The 16,754-nt window shown below is 40.9% G+C and carries 17 protein-coding genes; all 17 read right to left on the bottom strand.

All coding sequences use genetic code 11. From position 1 onward, the window contains the following. Positions 1 to 145 precede the first annotated feature (145 nt). On the bottom strand, positions 146 to 499 hold the full coding sequence (locus tag E6139_RS06545; protein WP_316402256.1) for a PTS glucitol/sorbitol transporter subunit IIA: 354 nt from the start codon (positions 497 to 499) through the stop codon (positions 146 to 148). A 21-nt stretch (positions 500 to 520) separates the two neighbouring features. After that, positions 521 to 1,525, bottom strand: a complete 1,005-nt coding sequence (locus E6139_RS06540) for a PTS glucitol/sorbitol transporter subunit IIB (RefSeq protein ID WP_316402255.1) — start codon at positions 1,523 to 1,525, stop codon at positions 521 to 523. Between the two features lie 20 nt (positions 1,526 to 1,545). Continuing rightward, entirely contained in the window at positions 1,546 to 2,106 is a 561-nt protein-coding gene (locus tag E6139_RS06535; RefSeq protein WP_316402254.1) for a PTS glucitol/sorbitol transporter subunit IIC, read from the bottom strand. Between the two features lie 2 nt (positions 2,107 to 2,108). After that, entirely contained in the window at positions 2,109 to 2,588 is a 480-nt protein-coding gene (locus E6139_RS06530) for a transcriptional regulator GutM (protein WP_316402253.1), read from the bottom strand. 53 nt (positions 2,589 to 2,641) lie between these two features. After that, positions 2,642 to 4,486: a BglG family transcription antiterminator gene (locus E6139_RS06525; RefSeq protein ID WP_316402252.1), complete on the bottom strand. Its 1,845-nt coding sequence runs from the start codon at positions 4,484 to 4,486 to the stop codon at positions 2,642 to 2,644. 19 nt (positions 4,487 to 4,505) lie between these two features. Further along, complete coding sequence (locus E6139_RS06520; RefSeq protein WP_316402251.1) at positions 4,506 to 5,306, bottom strand: SDR family oxidoreductase; 801 nt, start codon at positions 5,304 to 5,306, stop codon at positions 4,506 to 4,508. Positions 5,307 to 5,444: 138 nt separating this feature from the next. Then, positions 5,445 to 6,470, bottom strand: coding sequence for an NAD(P)-dependent oxidoreductase (locus E6139_RS06515; protein WP_316402250.1), 1,026 nt, complete (start codon positions 6,468 to 6,470; stop codon positions 5,445 to 5,447). Beyond that, positions 6,467 to 7,306, bottom strand: coding sequence for a rhamnulose-1-phosphate aldolase (gene rhaD, locus E6139_RS06510; protein WP_316402249.1), 840 nt, complete (start codon positions 7,304 to 7,306; stop codon positions 6,467 to 6,469). The genes E6139_RS06515 and rhaD overlap by 4 nt, the downstream gene beginning before the upstream one ends. Positions 7,307 to 7,331: 25 nt before the next feature. After that, positions 7,332 to 7,514: a hypothetical protein gene (locus E6139_RS06505; protein WP_316402248.1), complete on the bottom strand. Its 183-nt coding sequence runs from the start codon at positions 7,512 to 7,514 to the stop codon at positions 7,332 to 7,334. Between the two features lie 25 nt (positions 7,515 to 7,539). After that, positions 7,540 to 8,235: an L-ribulose-5-phosphate 4-epimerase gene (locus E6139_RS06500; protein WP_316402247.1), complete on the bottom strand. Its 696-nt coding sequence runs from the start codon at positions 8,233 to 8,235 to the stop codon at positions 7,540 to 7,542. A 15-nt stretch (positions 8,236 to 8,250) separates the two neighbouring features. Further along, positions 8,251 to 9,312: a galactitol-1-phosphate 5-dehydrogenase gene (locus tag E6139_RS06495; RefSeq protein ID WP_316402246.1), complete on the bottom strand. Its 1,062-nt coding sequence runs from the start codon at positions 9,310 to 9,312 to the stop codon at positions 8,251 to 8,253. A gap of 19 nt (positions 9,313 to 9,331) precedes the next feature. Then, the gene (locus E6139_RS06490) at positions 9,332 to 10,753 is read right to left on the bottom strand and encodes a PTS galactitol transporter subunit IIC (RefSeq protein WP_316402245.1); all 1,422 of its coding nucleotides are present in this window, start codon (positions 10,751 to 10,753) and stop codon (positions 9,332 to 9,334) included. Between the two features lie 294 nt (positions 10,754 to 11,047). After that, positions 11,048 to 11,350: a PTS sugar transporter subunit IIB gene (locus E6139_RS06485; RefSeq protein ID WP_316402244.1), complete on the bottom strand. Its 303-nt coding sequence runs from the start codon at positions 11,348 to 11,350 to the stop codon at positions 11,048 to 11,050. A 23-nt stretch (positions 11,351 to 11,373) separates the two neighbouring features. Continuing rightward, positions 11,374 to 11,832 carry a PTS sugar transporter subunit IIA gene (locus E6139_RS06480; RefSeq protein WP_316402243.1) on the bottom strand — a complete coding sequence of 153 codons (459 nt, stop codon included), beginning with the start codon at positions 11,830 to 11,832 and terminating at the stop codon, positions 11,374 to 11,376. A gap of 234 nt (positions 11,833 to 12,066) precedes the next feature. Continuing rightward, the gene (locus E6139_RS06475) at positions 12,067 to 14,157 is read right to left on the bottom strand and encodes a BglG family transcription antiterminator (RefSeq protein ID WP_316402242.1); all 2,091 of its coding nucleotides are present in this window, start codon (positions 14,155 to 14,157) and stop codon (positions 12,067 to 12,069) included. A gap of 191 nt (positions 14,158 to 14,348) precedes the next feature. After that, positions 14,349 to 15,407: a zinc-binding dehydrogenase gene (locus E6139_RS06470; protein WP_316402241.1), complete on the bottom strand. Its 1,059-nt coding sequence runs from the start codon at positions 15,405 to 15,407 to the stop codon at positions 14,349 to 14,351. Between the two features lie 13 nt (positions 15,408 to 15,420). Beyond that, on the bottom strand, positions 15,421 to 16,689 hold the full coding sequence (locus E6139_RS06465) for a PTS galactitol transporter subunit IIC (protein WP_316402240.1): 1,269 nt from the start codon (positions 16,687 to 16,689) through the stop codon (positions 15,421 to 15,423). Positions 16,690 to 16,754 lie beyond the last annotated feature (65 nt).

Raw genomic sequence — 16,754 nt, 5'->3', positions numbered from 1 at the left:
CCGCTAAACAGACCGTTCATTATTCAAGAAAAAATCGTTATAAGAACTCGCCTCTTTAATAAACTGCGAAAAGCGGAACTCGCAAAAACACTCATCTAAAAGTGTACATTTAAACTGGTTAAATGCAACTCTTAGATGAGTATTCTTAATGAATCGCTATTTTTGTACCTATAGTGATATTCGGCATCAATTTGTCTTCTACATACAGCGTCCCTGGAAGCTCCGCTGTTTCTGATCCATCAAAACGCAGAGTGATATGTCCTAAATCATCTAGATTTTTCTTCACTACGTCGCCTACTGCCGTGATTTTATATGACTGATCATCAAAGAAAAAGTTCATTCCTGCTGTGATTTCGTCAGTAGATGGTGTCAATTGGATGTTATAACAATAATCCGCCAACGTTTCCGGCGCATCATCACCGAAAAAAATCAGCATCTTTTCTTGCTGAAACATCTCAGCTTCCGGACCAATATTGGTTACTTGCGTCTCAAAAATCATCTTTCATCTCTCCAAACATTTTTAACTATACAATCCAAAACTTGCTAACCAAGCAACAATTACTCGTGGAACACCATTTAGAAAACGTGAATATAGGACTGATGGCACACCTACTTCAACAGTCTCAGCTTCGGCTTCTTCTAGACCCAGTCCAACCGGAATAAAGTCACAGGCATTTTGCGTGTTAATGGCAAATAGTGCTGGCAACGCCAATTGCGGTGGGATATTCCCTTTCCCAATCTCTACGCCGATCAAGGTACCTAAGATTTGGCTGATAACCGCGCCAGGTCCTAACAATGGCGATAAGAATGGTAGCGAACAGATAAAACCGATAATGATCAACCCGAACACATTTCCTGCCAATGGTTTCATTAGATTAGCAAAGACCGTACCCACACCAGAGCCTTGAATAATCCCAATCAGTAATGATACAAATGCCATGAAAGGAATCACCGTGTTGATCATTGTCTGAACACCTTCACGAGCCGATTGGTTAAAAGTGGCTACAACTTTTCCGGCACCCATCCCAATTTTTGCGATGAAACTTTTTTGTTCTGCTTTTTGTTCCGTAATTTTCTTATCTGTTGAATATTTGAATTCACGTTCTGGTTTTTCTTCCGTAATGAACGCTGGTTTATCCGCTGCCTCTGTCTCATCGGCTAGCATAATTTGATTCTTACCAACAGCAGACACATAAATTTCTTCATTAATGTATTGTGCTAATGGCCCGCTTTTTCCAGTAGGGACAATGTTCACCGTGGGAATATTTTTTTTCGGATAAATTCCACAACGCAAAGTCCCGCCGCAATCAATGATAGCTAAAGCGATTTCATTATCAGGTATCGAAGTCTTGAAGCCATTGACCGATTCCATCCCAGATAACTCTTCAATCTTATCAACGATACTTGGTTTGTCACCGCCGCCAGTCACATAAACAAATTTATGTTTTTCCTCTGTTGGTGTAATCACTAAAGGTCCGCCATATCCGCCTGAACCTTTTACAATTTTGATACTATTATAAGCCATTTTTCATTTCCCCCTCAAACTTATTCTGTTACCGCGACTTCATCAACGGTTTTACTTAATTGAATGCCTTGCTGTTTACAAACAAGCGCAGTGGTAAAATCGGTCGTCCAGCCGCCGATAAAATTCATGACTAGCCCAACAAACATATAGCGAATCGCCAATTCCATCGAATTCAATCCCAATTGTGTGATTCCTTGCGCAATTCCCATCCATACGAACAGCTCTCCAGGATTAATATGAGGAAAAACACCGTTACTGGTATGACAGAATTGAGCGTTTGAAGCATAATAACTTGGCTTATAAAACTCTGGTAAAAAGCGAGCCATGGTAAAGGACATAGGATTCCCTAACATGAAGGCTGAGACAAAAGGTAGCACTAGATAACGCGTCACAGGATTTCTCGAAGATACTTTTGCGACTTTTGTTACTCGCTCTTCTCCTAGAAAAGCGATCAGTGTATTCATTGCTACCATCAACATCAACACTACTGGGACAATTCCTGTCATCCAGCTTATAAAAGTTTCCGCACCTGTTTGGAAGAGACTCATAAAGCCTTCCGCAAATTTTGTAATATAATCCATTTTTAAACACTCCTTTTTGTAAATTTGTTTTGAAGCGACAATTTCATTAATGATAATTGATTTCCTAGATTGAAGATTGGCGATACTGGAGTTTCATCACGATGACTGCCTTTTTCTACTTCTAAATAAATTTTTTGCGCATTGGCTGCTGCTTGGCGGGTTAATTTATTTTCTTTCATCAACATCTCTGCTTCCGTTAGTTGATGGATATCGATTCCGATAAATTGCGGATGGGGTTTGAAGCGTGCCAAGATTGAAGTCCCTTGCATCATTTCCGCTTCTTGAATCATTCCTGCTTCATCAACTCCTAGCAACAAGATCGTCCCAGAGACAAGCTTGCCGGGTCGACGACCAATCGCAACCTTTCCTTTACGCTTCATTCGAATATAAACAGCATTAAAATTCTTGATCTGCTTCATTCCTAAGAAAATCTGGAGAATGTAAGCAATAATTGCAATAGCGCCTAAAACAAAGATATTCATACGATACTCGCTCCCTTCTGGTGCAAAGAAATAACTCCTTACACCCTTACCCACTAGAACCCTTTCACCAGTAATTGCCGATATTCTTCCTTACTATTTATTCCCTTGACTTGCTCTCGCAACGACAAGCTGGAAGAGATAACAAAAATCGTGTCATAAAAACTTAACAGCTCATCCTCCATCGTCAACGTTAGATTTTCCGGAATGGCGACCAGAAAAATAAGTTCAATGTCTTCGATTGATTTTCCTTCTGGATAAATTCCGATAGTGACAAGAATTTCATCACTTTGACGATTGATCCCATGCGGGAAAGCGATCCCATTATCAATTACTGCAGATTCCTCTTGAGCTTTCGTCAAGATATAATCAGCAAAGGAATCATCAATTAGCTGCTTAGTTCGTAATTTTCCCAACAGTTCAATTAAGTTCTCTTCATACGCCAACTGTTTATCTAAGTGTTCGAAAGAAAACTGAATATGCTCGAACGAAGCAGCCTTTGAAGCGACAATCCGCTTCCATTCACTTAAAAGCCAGTTCTCGTTAAACAGATCCGTCAGCTTGATTACAGCTGTTGTTGCCTTAGTATGCTTCAACGGAACTGTTGTAAATACTGCAAAGTAGCGATCCAAATCCTTTGTTTCATATTCTTCCTCTGAATAATGAGCAATTCGGATATTCGGACCTAAAACGGTTGTCAGCTGACGTTTGATCATTAAGGCAGTACCTTTTCCAGTATTGCATACCACTGCAATCTCTTTCATCTTCGGTTGGGCTTCTGATTTCAATGCCAGCTCAAAGTAAATAGCTAAATAGGAAAGCTCGGACTGCTGAATGGGCTTTTGTAAAAAATCCGCTAACGCTGCAATCCCCAATTCTGCTAGTTCATGCGCAAATGCATGTTTCTGTTTAAACTCCTCACGAAATATATCATAGGTTTCAACTTGAAAAATAATCCGATTGATCAAGAACATGAAATGGGCCCGCAAATCCTGAAACAATACTTCTTGGTCTAGATTAATAATTACAGCAGCATTGATTTGCTCCATCATATACCGGAACAACGTCTTCACTTCTTGATTGTCTGCCTGCTGCTCAGAAACCAAATTATTGTTGAAAATATTGAGCGGGAAACAGAGAAAGTCAAAATCAAAAGTACTAATAGTTAAGCTGTAATCCGTTGCCAAACTAACAAACAGCTCTTCCAATAACTGGTCTCCCGAAAAATAATTCACATAATAAGGCACTTCTTGTTTTAAGGATTTTCCTGCCTGAATTCTCTGTATCGTTAAAATAATTGTCTTTTGCAATAATCCCAATGTACGGAAATCCAATTTCTTACTCAACGCAATCGCATCAATTCGCTGCAGCAAATCATTGCTTAAGGTTGGTTGCTCCAAATAATCATAGGCATGATGCAGATAAAGTAATCGCAACTGTGATTCGACGCCAGATATTCGCAATCCTTTATTAGGTGTACCAATCAGTGAAATTTGATACCTTGCCATCAGCTGCTTTAAATTCCGCAAATCCTTATTAACTGTTGAACGACTGACTCCTAGTACCTCAGATAAATCATCAATAACAACGTAATCTTCTTGTTTCATAAAGCAATCAATCAAAACGGCCATTCGTTTCGTACTAGAGTTGAAATCCGTTCGTTGTTTTAAACTACCATTCATAACTTCTGAAAACTGTTTCGAGTCCAGCACTTTTAGTGAATAGTTGTGTCCTTTTTCTTCAATCAATGCAATTCTGTCCATCTGATCATTTAATAATTGAATTGCTTTTTTGGTGGTTTGTGCACTCGTATCCGTTATTTTTTGCAGTTCACTCAGACTCAAGCGATCATGAGTAATAAAATGCTGCAATAATTGATACCAGCGATTGATTAATGCCATCCTATTACCCCACCTTCTCTTATCCTCGTGTCTTTCCTCCAGCGACGTTGGTTGTAACACCTGTAATATAACTAGACCGGTCAGATAAATAATAGCATACTAAATCAGCGACTTCACTGAGCCTTCCGCTGCGTCCCAGTGGAATCGTAGTGGTTTTATCATAGTTCTTACGAAGCTCTTCAACAGTGATTCCTCGTGTATAGGCTAACGCTGTCTCATAAGCTTCCGTACGTAGACCGGTCTCTTCCATAATTCCAGGAGCTATTCCTACCACCCGAATTCCTTGCTTACCCAGCTCTTTAGACCATGACCGCGTAAAACTATTTACTGCTGCCTTAGTTGCAGCATAGGGGCTTTGTCCTTCTGAACCTTCCAATCCACATTCCGAAGACATATTGATAATCACACCTTCATGCCTTTTCATCATTGTCCTCGTCACCGCTTGCGTCATTAGAAAGAGTCCCTTTTGATTGATCGCCATCATTTTGTCAAAAACCTCATCAGATAATTCAAACTGACCATGCGGATTTTCTTCGTCAACCAATAGTCGCGGTATATTAATTCCGGCATTATTAATTAACCCATCAATCAGACCTAATTTCTCAACGACTTTTGCTACATTTTCTTCTACTTGCTGCCGATCTGAGATATCTGTTGGAAAATAGTAAAGCTGCTCATGAACTACTTTACCAGGTTGAAGATCAAAGTTCGCGACAATCACTCCTTGATCCAACAATTCTTTGACAATGCTTGCCCCAATCCCAGACGAACCGCCTGTTACGATCACTTTTTTTCCTGCAACGTCTAACCAATCTGACATTTTTATGTTCCCTCCTCTTAATTACACGCCAAGTATAAAGCGCTTTCCCAGATTGTTTAATACGCTCTTTTTTTGAATAACAGAAAAAAATGTACACTAATTTGTGAAAAACAAAAAAGCCTAAGTAGAATCATCTACTTAAGCTTTCTGCAGTACCTTATTCATTTCTGTTTGCAGTAGTTGCGGGGAACGCTCAATTGCGTCGATTGTATCTCCAGCAATATGTGACGTGATTACTACATTATCTAATCTGAGTAAAGGTTCATTTGGATCAGCGGGTTCCTCCCATAATACATCAATGCCTGCGCCAGCAATTTTTTTATTCTGTAAACAGTCAAGTAAGTCCTTACGATTAATAATATCCGGTCGTGCGGTATTTATTAGATAAGCATTGGGCTTCATCAATTTTAATAGCGAGTGATCAATGAGATTTTTGGTTTCTGGAACTACCCGTAAATGAAGCGAAACAACGTCCGACTCGCTGAAAATCTCAGCTAAACTCTTCAGCTCGATCTGATACCCTTCTTGGTTTAGTGTTGTCTGATCTGAAAAAGCATCGTACGCGCTAACGCTGATTCCTAAAGCGGACAACCGTTTGGCAACAATTTTTCCAATATGACCTAAACCAACTAAGCCAACCTTTAAGTTAGAAAAAGAAGTTTTGTAAGCATCATTCGGAAAATTTTGCGGCCAGTTACCACTTTTTACCTGAATGGCGGAAGCTGCGATATTGCGCACTGTAGCGTACATCAAGCCAATCGTAAAATCAGCGACTGGCTCAGCGTTTCGAATGACATTGATTACCGCTAAATCTGGATATTCGTGGACTGCCGCTAAATCAATATGCTCCAGCCCGCCACGACATGTTCCGATGATTTTTAGTTTTTTGGCATGAGTGAGCAGATCACGCGAGACCGGAGCCAGATGGATCAGTAAGTAATCTGCCGCAGATATCGCCTTTACGATTTCAGCTGAAAGTTCAAACTCATCGGGTCCGTTCTTCTCTAAAACCTTGATGATCTGGCGAAACTCTGAACGAGATTTTCCAGCATACCAATCAAATTTTTGAATCGTCACTGGCTCTGTAAGTGCTAGTCCTTCAGCCGCTTTAGCTAGATTTTCTGCTGATACAAAGGGATCTCCAATAACAACAATGTTTGTCATTCTGCGGCCTCCTCGGCTAGAATACCCGCCTTAGGTTTCACGTGAAACGTTTCGGCTAACGCCCAAAGTTCACGATCGGTGATCCTCTGTTTGACCTCCTGTCGCGTCGAGCAGATCTGCAAATAGATTTTCGCAGCTTTTTCCGCTGTTTCGACTAAACCAAAAGCATCATCCATCGTTTGACCCGCCCCCACAATTCCATGATGCGGCCAAATGACAATCCTAGAATCTTGCATTTTTTTAGCAGATGCATCACCCAGTTCACTTGTGCCGGCTACCATCCAAGGAAGGACGGACACCCCCTCGGGAAAAACTACCAAACACTCTGTAATCATTTGCCATAACGTCTTTGTAAATTTTTTTTCGTCTAAGTCATGAATAAACGTCATCGCAGATATCGCTGTTGCATGGGTATGCAGGATAACTCGATGTTCTGGGTCTTGTGCTAGTCGAACTTCGTGGCATTGAAGATGCGACGCCAGCTCACTCGTTGGCAGATCGCCTCCTTCTAACCCCCATAATAGTTCGTATTTATCTCCTTTTGCATTTATTCGAATGAGCGCTAGGGTATCAGCGGGATTCTTTTGGATATTTTTAAAATACTTTCCTGATCCGGAAACGAGAAATATCTCTCCTGCTAAATTTTTTACAGTAAAATCTAGCGCCACTGTCCTCTTAACATGGTCAATATTGAGATAATATTGAACTTCCTCCTGCGGTAGCCGATAACTGATATTCCCGCCGTTACGCTCCGCCCAGCCATAAGACCACAGCTGACTAGTCGCTTCGCACATTTCTTTAATAAAAGGAGCCTGATTGATCTCATGAAGCTTCATTCCATCATCCTCCGTTATTTGAAAATTAAAGAAGGATCGTAATGATTCGAGCAACAATCAGAAAGGCCACGCCCAATACACCATGGATCAAATATGTTTTACTTTTAACAACATCTCCATTAGCTCCAATAACCAGCTTTTTGGCACCATCAAAAAATATTTTGATGAAAAAGGCTAGACCAATCAAAACAAATAATTCGCTAATCATTGCAATCCTCCTTCCAGATTAATTCCTATTTCTGCCCATAGTAAGCATTCGCGCCATGCTTGCGTAAATAATGCTTGTCCAGTACACGTTGCGGTAATTCCTCGGCAAAAGTATTTAATTGCCGTGTCAACAAGTTCATTTTGCAGACTTCTTCCAGCACCACTGCGTTCATCACGGCGCTATTTGCATCCTTGCCCCAAGTAAAGGGACCGTGTCCGTGAAGCAACACCCCTGGAACTTCCAAAGGCTTAAGTTCACGCTGTTTAAAGGTCTCCACTATGACACAGCCTGTTTCGTGCTCATAGCCTTCATCAATTTCATATTGACTTAAAAATCGGGCACATGGAACGGATCCATAAAAAGTATCTGCATGCGTCGTCCCCATCGCTGGAACATCCAGACCTGATTGTGCCCAGGCAGCCGCCCAAGTCGAATGCGTGTGTACGATCCCGCCAATTTCTGGAAATTCCTTATACAACACTGCATGAGTCGGTGTGTCCGATGAAGGATTCAACTGTCCTTCGATTACATTGTTGTCTAAATCAACTACCACCATGTCCGAGGCTTTCATTTCTTCATAACCTACCCCGCTAGGTTTGATCACAAAATACTTCGTTTCGGGATCATAGGCGCTGACATTGCCCCACGTATATTTAATTAATCCGTGCTTAGGTAAAGCTAAATTGGCTTGAAATACTTCTTCTTTTAATTGTTCTAACATCGATTCGGTCCCCTCTTATTCTGGATTGACGGCAACAACGATTTTGTTATAAGCAAGCTCGCGTTTAAACATCTTAGGCAGCACATCTGGTAAATCGGTTAAGGTGATTTCATTACTCACCATCTCTTTAAATTTGATTCGGCGTTTAGACATTTCTTCCAATGTCGCTTCCCACGCCCGACCCGGATAGGGCGCTGTATAGGAATTCCACGAACCCGTGATTGTCAATTCTGCCCGCATGATCCGTTCAGCTTCATGCTCAGACAGCGGCAGGTCTTGATGGGAAATACCTACAAGTACGACTGTGCCATGTTTGCGAGTGATTAGTAACGCCTGTTTTTGTGTAAATTTACTACCAGCTGTTTCAATCACTACGTGCACACCCAAGCCGGTTTCTTTTTTGATTGCATCTTCTAAATCCTGCTCTTTGCTGTTAATGGTCACATCTGCACCAAGCTGTTTTGCCAAAGTTAGTTTGTCATCAAAAATATCGACTGCGATTACTTTTTTCGCGCCGAATATTTTCGCAATTTGGATGGCAAATTGTCCAATTGGTCCGCAGCCAAGTACCGCAACGGTATCGCCGACCTTCATATTTGAGCGTTGCATAGCATGCCAACTGATCGTCGCCGGTTCTACTCCTGCGGCTGACAACAGATCCAAATCCTCCGGCATGACCACACAATGCTCTTCGGGAACTTTCACGTATTCTGCAAAGGCACCATTACTGCCGGTACCGATTATGTTATAATTATCACTGAGTCCATATGATCCTTCTTTTGTGTATTCAGAATTTGGATCTGGAATCAATGGTGCAACAGCGATCTTGTCTCCGACTTGAACTTTAGTGACCTTTGATCCTACCCGATCGACGGTTCCGCTAAATTCATGTCCTAAAATGAGCGGATACATTCGTGCACCATCTTCTAAGTTTGCGCGGGGTACATCTGAGCCGCAGATCCCCGCGTAAGCGACTTTGACTAGTACTTCCTCTTCACCGATTTCTGGAACATCCACCTCTTGCACTTCCAACACACCGGGTTTTACTAAGACACTTGCTCTCATCTTTTTTGTCATGAACATTCATCCTTTTCTATTAAGCAACCTTCGTTTTGCCTTCTGGAATCTCACCACTGTTTTTCGCTGCAGCGCGTTCAACATAGCCATAAAATGCTTCTTTATTTTTACGGAATAAGAAATAAACAACGAAGTACGCGACGATCGTCAAGCCGATCCACAATGGATTCTGACTTAAAAACGCTAAGAAGATCAGGCCAAAAATTGGTTTTCCTAAAATATTGAAGCTTGTGACCATCAACGCTCCAGCTGGTAAAGTAACGCCGACCGTTTGCGCGATTTCCGTAAACATCGGTGCAGTATATGAACACATATACAATCCTAAGCTGAACCAAATCACACCGTTAAGCAGTGTTTTCGCGATATTTCCATTCGATAAACATACCAATGCTTGAACCATATAAGGAATCGCCAACAAGTCAACGACTGGTAATGTTTGATTGCCTGGCAAGATCATTGCGATAAAGACCATGATTGGAATCAACAGGATTCCAGAGATCAATGTCGCCGGTTCGCCATACCCAGTTGCATCGTTTACACCAAGGTACCATTCACGTCCTTCATTATTGCCGCGAACATTCTTACTTGCCGCTTGCGAGATCGGGTTGAAGGCTTGTGAGAAGATTCCTGCTACTTTCGGGAAGATTGCCATTACCGCACTCGTTGCGATCGCCACTTCGGTAATTTGTCCCCATGCCGACAATTCCGCCAAATTACTGATATTTCCCAAAATTCCTAAAAACAGTCCTAAGAACAACCCAAGTGAAATTGGTTCACCTAAGAACCCTAGCTTCTTTTGCAAACCTTGAGGATTCAAACGTACTTTGTGCAGACCTAGCATGTTCCAAATCGGGTCCATTAATAAAGCAAAGATCCCTGGCTCGATATTGTGCATAGCGATGATCGTACAATTCGGATAATGATAATAACTAGACCATCTTCTAGCTAACATTTCTGACAACAACAAGCTATACATATTCAGTAAGCACATTAACACCACTGCTAAAACCATATTTTTTGTCGCTAGATAGACCATCGATCCCCAAACCATATATGAGTAGTTGTTCCACAAATCTGACGGTTGAAAGACGTTGGTCCATTTCACCAAAAACAGCACCGTTTGCAAAACTAATGCGATTACTAGATAGATCATTCCGGCTTCTGTCGAGTACGCCACTAGTGCGGTTGCCTGCCAACCCACATCAAAGGCGGGAAGATTGATTCCTGTTTGATCCACCATTTGCTGAACAACCTTTGAAATAATTGGGGTGTATGAGTTCAAAATCAGTGTAAAGCCCATTAATCCTACACCTGCATACAATCCAGATAAAAATGCTTTTTGGGTCTTCACCTTTAATACTTTGGCAACCACAAAAATCATTACCGGAACAAAGACAGCCGAACCAAACGTATCAAAAACGCTCTTTAAAGTATCTAACATTTCATTACTCCTTTTTCATATTATTGTATTTATTTTTCGTGCCGTATACCATTCTGCCAACACATTTTGACAAGGCTAATTCCTATTTAGGAAATCATTTTTCCAAAACCACAAAAAATGAGTTTGATTGTCATTACGCATATCATTTTACTAACTTGCTAAAGCAAGAAGTAAAACTGACAAACTGGCATCCTTTTTCATATTATTGTATTTAGCCTTGTTGAAACCAAGCCATTCAAACCTATTTCTATGTCACTTTTTCGCAAGAAACCAAAACAACCGTTTCATCAAAATTTATTTTTCCAATGCCAGCAATACTTCATCTACTTCTTCTAAGAACTCATCCTCACCAAACCCTGTTAAAAAGCCGATCGCGTTCACTACTGGAATTTCATAATCTCCATCAGGTAGTGGACTTGTGTAGGTAATAAAATCGAATTTCCCTGTCTTTGCTAATGACAATGCTTCATTTGGGTTTGCCTCTGTGGTGTCCACGATATAGCCCTTTTCTTCCAACGTCTCTCTCAATTTTTCTGCCACCATTGACGATGTTACTGTTCCTGATCCGCAAACAGATAATACATTGTATCTTTTCATTACTGCTCCTCCTTTTTTTGCTTCTAAGCTATTTCTAATTCCATTTTTGCCACGATACTGTACATTTCTTCTGTCGATGAGGCTTTCTCTAACCGTTTCAGTGTTTCAACATCCTGAAAGAGACCCATCAGTTTGCTCAACATTTTTACCTGTCCATCTGGATCCTCCACAGCCATTAAAATGACTAATGAAACACAAACCTTATCCTCGGGATTAATCATTGAGCAAACCTCGATCGGTTCTGCCAAGGTTGCGATAGCTAGCGCGGATTGGTAAACATGCTCTCGATCCGTATGAGGAATCGCGATACCATAATCCCCCATCTGCAGCCCTGTAGGAAAGCCCTTCTCCCTTTCCAAAACTGCTGAAACATAGGTTGGCTTAACAAAACCCAGCTCCTCCATTTTCCCACCCAAGAACGTAATCATCTCTTCATAATCTTGCGGTTTCATTTTGCTAAAAAGCAATTCTCGTTTGATCACTTGATCCCTCCTACTCTGTTTTTTGCTTCTTGCTTAACCAAAAGATAGCACGGAACCGCTTTCTTTTAAATTTCTTTTGAACTCATTTTTTACTCAACCTATTCCGGAATATTTGTATGACTTGCTGAAAACATTGATTTCACAAGTGTTTATTCTCTAATGATGTTCCTGAATTTCAGCTACAGCCAGATAAAAAAGGGCTCACTTCCTAAAAGAAATGAGCCGAAAGACGGATTATTTTTTATATTCTTGGATAATTTCCAAGAGTGATTCTTTATCCTGTGCCTGATCCAAACGCTGAATCACTTTAGCATCGCTAGCGATTTTAAGCAGCTGCATCATGGGCTGAATATGCATTTTCTTATCGATCGCTGATATAACTACGACATAGTGATAGATTTGATCTCGACTGGAAAATCCTCGATTCACCTTCGCCAAGCACATCCCTAATTCGCGGGCTCCGTTTTCAGGAACCGTATGGGGAATGACGATTTGGTTTCCCAGTAAAATACTCGGCGTGACCTCAGGAAATTGTTCTTCTAAATGCCTCAAGTAACTAGTCTCAACGATTTTCCGATCAATCAAGTTCTTGGTCGTCGCACGTAAAACCTCTGACCAACTCAAGCCATCCTCCAAGATGATAATACTTTCCTTTGTGATCAGATCACTTAAGTTCAGCTTAGTTTCATTGGTCAAAATCTCTTGATCTTGAATTTGGAAAATCGAATTGTAGGAAATCATCAACTCTTTACGAATTTTCCCTTCTGTTTCAGCATTCATAGGCAGGTGTTTTTTGACGATCGACAGAATATGATCTGGCTGTAACTTATAGCTGTCGATTTTATAGATCAGCTGAATGACTTCATTGACGATCAAGGTCTTATTCATCGCGGACAAATCATTTCCCACAACAATTACCGGTAAATTTGTGTTCAAGGGATTGGTTGAAAAAATCAGCTGAACGTCTAAACTGTCTTCTTTTTCATAGAATTCTCGGATCGAAAAGGAGCTGACAAAGTGGATCATGGGAAACCAGTTATCTAATGTTTTTTCAAGAAGCTTTGAGCTGATGATCCCATTCGGACAAACCACTGCTGCCTTAACGATCGTATGATCTAAATTGATTGGCTTTTCCTTCTGCATATAAGCACCAATGAACATGGTGATCAAATAAATCTCATCGTTCGGTATCCGTTCTTCAAAAAATTCTTCTAATGGAGCAATCGATGATTTCACAATAAAGAACAAGGGATCTAATTGATTCTTGACAATGTCTGTCAGCGTATAGTCAGAAGTCAAACCATAGCGAATTCGATAATATGCTGGTGTCAAATGAAGTGCCAGATTCTCGATTAACTGGGTCTTGTCATTCAGTTGAATGATCGTATTTTTCTCAAGCATAGCGATAAATTGTTCAATATGCTTTCGTAAGGCTTCCTTGTTGAGAGAAAAAATATTGCTTAGATCAGTGATTTTTAGAGAGAGAATATATAGACAAAGATAAAGATGTTCCGTATAGGATTTCGGCAACATTATCAAGCCTGCCAATACTTTGACAATTGCAGCATATTCATTGGTATCCATAATTTCTTTAGCCAACAAACCAAAACGCTGCTCAATCGTATGACCATTTTTTACTCGACGATCCAACAGAACCAAAAAATAAGGAGCCGTTTGGATTCGATTATCTGTATATTGAACCTGCAGCTCTTCCTCAACCAAACGCAGCATTTGGCGTTGGGCATCAATTTCCGCCGATTGAATCGTTAGATACTTTTCAAAAATGATTCGATTATAGATAGAGTCCATCACTTGATCCGTCACGACAAGAATCAATCCTCGGATCGTTTCTTCATCTCCCCGGAAATAGTAGCCGCCCTTTCTTGAATAATCGATCGTCAGCTTATGTCTCTTCAATCGCGTTTTTAATTTTTTGATATCCGAAACAATTGTATTCTTACTAACCTCTAGACTCTCTGAAAAATGATACAACGAAAGATAGTCTGCGGAAAAAATCAATAATAAAATAACTAGGAGACGATGGTCCTCATCTAAAAAGCTGTTTTCGTCTGCTTTCAACCGACTTTCATTATTCATGATTCCTGAAAAAGCATCCACCACCTTTATATCTACTACAAAACTACCATTGCGTGATCGGATGATCTTTCGATAGTTGTTTTCATCTAGGTAATCGTTAATTTTTTTTATGGCATAATCCAACTGATTACGCGTTAAATCGTACTTTTCCATGATTTCTTTAGATGAAATTTTCACCGTAGATGCGACAGATTGTAGAATCTGAACACTTCGATTATCAAGATCCATTTCGTTTCCTCCCGACTTCAGTTTATCCTTAAGTCTAGCTTGAACAGGAAAGATAGTAAACGGTTTCTTTTTTTGCGGTATTTTAAATAACGATTTCCTCGATCTAAAGAAAATGTCCCGTATGATTTTTATTCAAAAATAGGCACCAAAAAAGCTGTACCAATAATGCTGGTACAACTTCTTCAACTTAATTAAAATTCTCCGGGGTTAGATTCGATCATGACTTTGATCTCATTGCCTTCCATCACCTTATCGAAGGCTTCCCGCCATTGCGTCAGCGGATATTTCTTCGTAATCATCTCATCAATATTGATGGCACCTTTCGCCAGTAGATGGATCGCGATTGGCCAATCATAGGGATTTTGCGAACGACTACCGATGTATTCGATCTCCCGTTGAATGATCGATTCTGTATCAAGATCCACCATTTTATTGGCGAACAGACCCACTTGAATGAATTGTCCTTGTTTACAGATCAGCGGCAGGCTTGCGTTGACTGCCGGCACCGCACCCGAAGCATCATAGACTTTATCGACACCATAGCCATTTGTCACTTCATTAACAACCTTAGCTAAGTCTTCAGTCATCGTATCGACGATCACATCAGCACCAAGCTTTTTCGCTAATGCCAAACGATGGGCATCTTTCGTGATGCCGGTCATAATAACAAAAGCTCCGATTTCTTTTGCGATCTGTAATAAATACAATCCGATCGGCCCAGGACCCATGATAATGATCGTATCCTTTAATTCTAAGTGACTCTTTTGATACATCGCATGCACACAGCAGGCTAAAGGTTCACTCATCGCCGCGCCTTCATAGCTTAAAGAATCTGGCAGTAAATGGATGCTTTCTTCACGAGCCAATACATAATTCGCCATTGAACCATTTTGCTGGGTCCCAATACCTTTTCGATGCGGACATAGATTGTATTGTTTTTCTTTGCAATAGTCGCATTCGCCGCAGACATAAAACGTCGTCTCACTCGTTACACGATCACCAACTTTGACCTTTGTGACATTCTCTCCTACTTCAACGACTTGCCCAGAAAATTCATGACCAAGTACGACTGGGGTAGTTGGATTTTTATATTCGCCCTTAAAGGTATGGATGTCTGAACCGCAAATACCGGTATAGGCTACTTTGATTAATACCTTGTTATCGACTGCTTCAGGTACGGGCAAGTCGATAAATTCCATTTGATCATAACCAGGCGCCTGCTTAGAGACACCCTTCATCGTTTTACTCATTTATATAAGCCTCCTACATCACTTGTGCAACTAGTTCTGATAATTTCAAGAAGATCCATTTCAAGAAGTTTCCGCCAGTATCTAAGTTCGTGATTTCTGCTGCACCATCTGGGAATTTCACGATTCCTTGCGCCATTTCGGTAATGACTGGTGCGAAATTCGTCGCCATTAATAGAGCTACTGCCATTACGACTGTCAATGAAATTACTGAGTGCAAGATATTTCCTTTACGACTTGGAACGACTAAGGCCGCGAAGAATGGGATCGTGGCTAAGTCACCAAATGGCAGTACACGGTTTCCCGGTAAGATAACTGCCAAGAATAAGGTGATCGGTACCATCAAAAGCCCCGTTGACAAAGCTGCTGGTGAGCCTGTAGCTAACGCTGCATCCATTCCTAAGTAGATTTCGCGATCGCCATAACGGCTTTGCAGCAATTTTTGCGCGCCTTCTTGAATCGGGATCAGCCCTTCCATCAAGATTTTTACCATTCGCGGCATCAAGAACATCACACCGCCCATGTTCATTCCGATTTGCAGAATGCCGATAAAATCGTAGCCTCCTAGCAAGCCCAGGAACATCCTGATGATAATCCCCATAATCATTGGTTCACCGAAAATACCAAAGCGTTTTTGAATCGTTTCTGGTTTAACGTCTAATTTATTGATACCGGGAATCTTATCAACTAACCACCCAACCGGCAATGCTAAAACCGCATAGCCTTGCGCCGAACCAGTCGTGATACTGATTCCTTCTAAGCCATAATATTCTTGAACTTTTGGTGCTGTTTTATCAGCAATAATTTGAATAATGATCGTAAACAAAATTCCACATAGGATGCCAAAGAAAAAACTTTTTGTTACAATATAACCAGTTGCTGCCACAGAACTAACATGCCAGTAGTTCCAGATGTCAATGTTCAGTGTTTTTGTTCGATTTAATGCCAGCATAATTAAATTCACGATCAAGATCACTGGAATCATCACAGCCGCGATTGGTTGCGCCCAAGTCCCGGCTGAGACTGCTGGCCAGCCTGCATCGATGATCGTCAAGTTCAGACCGAACCGCTCTACCATCGCTTGCGCTGCTGGACCTACATTTGTGGTCAGTACCGTGATGACCAAGTTGATCCCAATCATTCCGATACCAACTGTAATTCCTGAAATAATTGCTTTCTTTACTGGAACTCTAAAGATAATTCCGACAATGAAAATGATGATAGGGAGCATGACACTCGGGCCTGCACCTAAAATACTCTGTACCACATCCATTAAGCCATCCATTCACTTATTCCTCCTAATTTGTTTTGATGTATTTATTTTTGAACTTAAAAATAAATCAGATTCGC

The sequence above is a fragment of the Enterococcus sp. genome, assembly GCF_032555305.1.
Classification (GTDB): domain Bacteria; phylum Bacillota; class Bacilli; order Lactobacillales; family Enterococcaceae; genus Enterococcus_A.
Note: the sequence above shows the minus strand (reverse complement) of the source record. Positions and strands in the feature narration are given on the sequence as shown.